General features: G+C 48.8%; 1 rRNA gene. It reads right to left on the minus strand.

The features are described 5' to 3' along the window. Window positions 1–7 precede the first annotated feature (7 nt). Window positions 8–1,521 (minus strand): 16S ribosomal RNA (locus tag AC23L6_RS13225). Window positions 1,522–1,677 lie beyond the last annotated feature (156 nt).

Raw genomic sequence — 1,677 nt, forward strand, 5'->3', positions numbered from 1 at the left:
TCTCTAGAAAGGAGGTGTTCCAGCCGCACCTTCCGGTACGGCTACCTTGTTACGACTTAGCCCTAGTTACCAGTTTTACCCTAGGCAGCTCCTTGCGGTCACCGACTTCAGGCACCCCCAGCTTCCATGGCTTGACGGGCGGTGTGTACAAGGCCCGGGAACGTATTCACCGGATCATGGCTGATATCCGATTACTAGCGATTCCAGCTTCACGGAGTCGAGTTGCAGACTCCGATCCGAACTGTGACCGGTTTTATAGATTCGCTCCTCCTCACGAAGTGGCTGCTCTCTGTACCGGCCATTGTAGCACGTGTGTAGCCCAAGGCGTAAGGGCCGTGATGATTTGACGTCATCCCCACCTTCCTCACAGTTTGCACTGGCAGTCTTGTTAGAGTTCCCGACACTACTCGCTGGCAACTAACAACAGGGGTTGCGCTCGTTATAGGACTTAACCTGACACCTCACGGCACGAGCTGACGACAACCATGCAGCACCTTGTAAATTGTCTTGCGAAAGATCTGTTTCCAAATCGGTCAATCTACATTTAAGCCTTGGTAAGGTTCCTCGCGTATCATCGAATTAAACCACATGCTCCACCGCTTGTGCGGGCCCCCGTCAATTCCTTTGAGTTTCATTCTTGCGAACGTACTCCCCAGGTGGGATACTTATCACTTTCGCTTAGCCACTGAGATTACTCCCAACAGCTAGTATCCATCGTTTACGGCGTGGACTACCAGGGTATCTAATCCTGTTCGCTACCCACGCTTTCGTCCATCAGCGTCAATCCATTAGTAGTAACCTGCCTTCGCAATTGGTATTCCATGTAATCTCTAAGCATTTCACCGCTACACTACATATTCTAGTTACTTCCTAATAATTCAAGTCTAGCAGTATCAATGGCCGTTCCACCGTTGAGCGATGGGCTTTCACCACTGACTTACTAAACCGCCTACGGACCCTTTAAACCCAATGATTCCGGATAACGCTTGGATCCTCCGTATTACCGCGGCTGCTGGCACGGAGTTAGCCGATCCTTATTCTCACAGTACCGTCAAGACGCTACACGTAGCGTTGTTTCTTCCTGTGTAAAAGCAGTTTACAATCCATAGGACCGTCATCCTGCACGCGGCATGGCTGGATCAGGCTTGCGCCCATTGTCCAATATTCCTCACTGCTGCCTCCCGTAGGAGTCTGGTCCGTGTCTCAGTACCAGTGTGGGGGATCTCCCTCTCAGGACCCCTACCCATCGTAGCCATGGTAAGCCGTTACCTTACCATCTAGCTAATGGGACGCATGCTCATCTTTTGCCGTTGGAACTTTAATAGTTCCTTGATGCCAAGGTACTATACTATGAGGTATTAATCCAAATTTCTCTGGGCTATCCCTCTGCAAAAGGTAGATTGCATACGCGTTACGCACCCGTGCGCCGGTCTCTAGGTTCGAAAACCTATACCCCTCGACTTGCATGTGTTAAGCCTGCCGCTAGCGTTCATCCTGAGCCAGGATCAAACTCTTCATCGTATATTGTGCGTTAGATTGCTCTAACTTTTTTTTTCGACGAATTGCTAGTCTTTTTTCAAATCTTGCGACTCTCTTACTCTCTTTTTATTTGTTTTAGAATCTCTTCTAAAACGGCTGTCAATTCAATATGTCTAGGAACGTATTCTTCTTATTTTT

The sequence above is a fragment of the Flavobacterium sp. R1_16 genome (assembly GCF_057652095.1).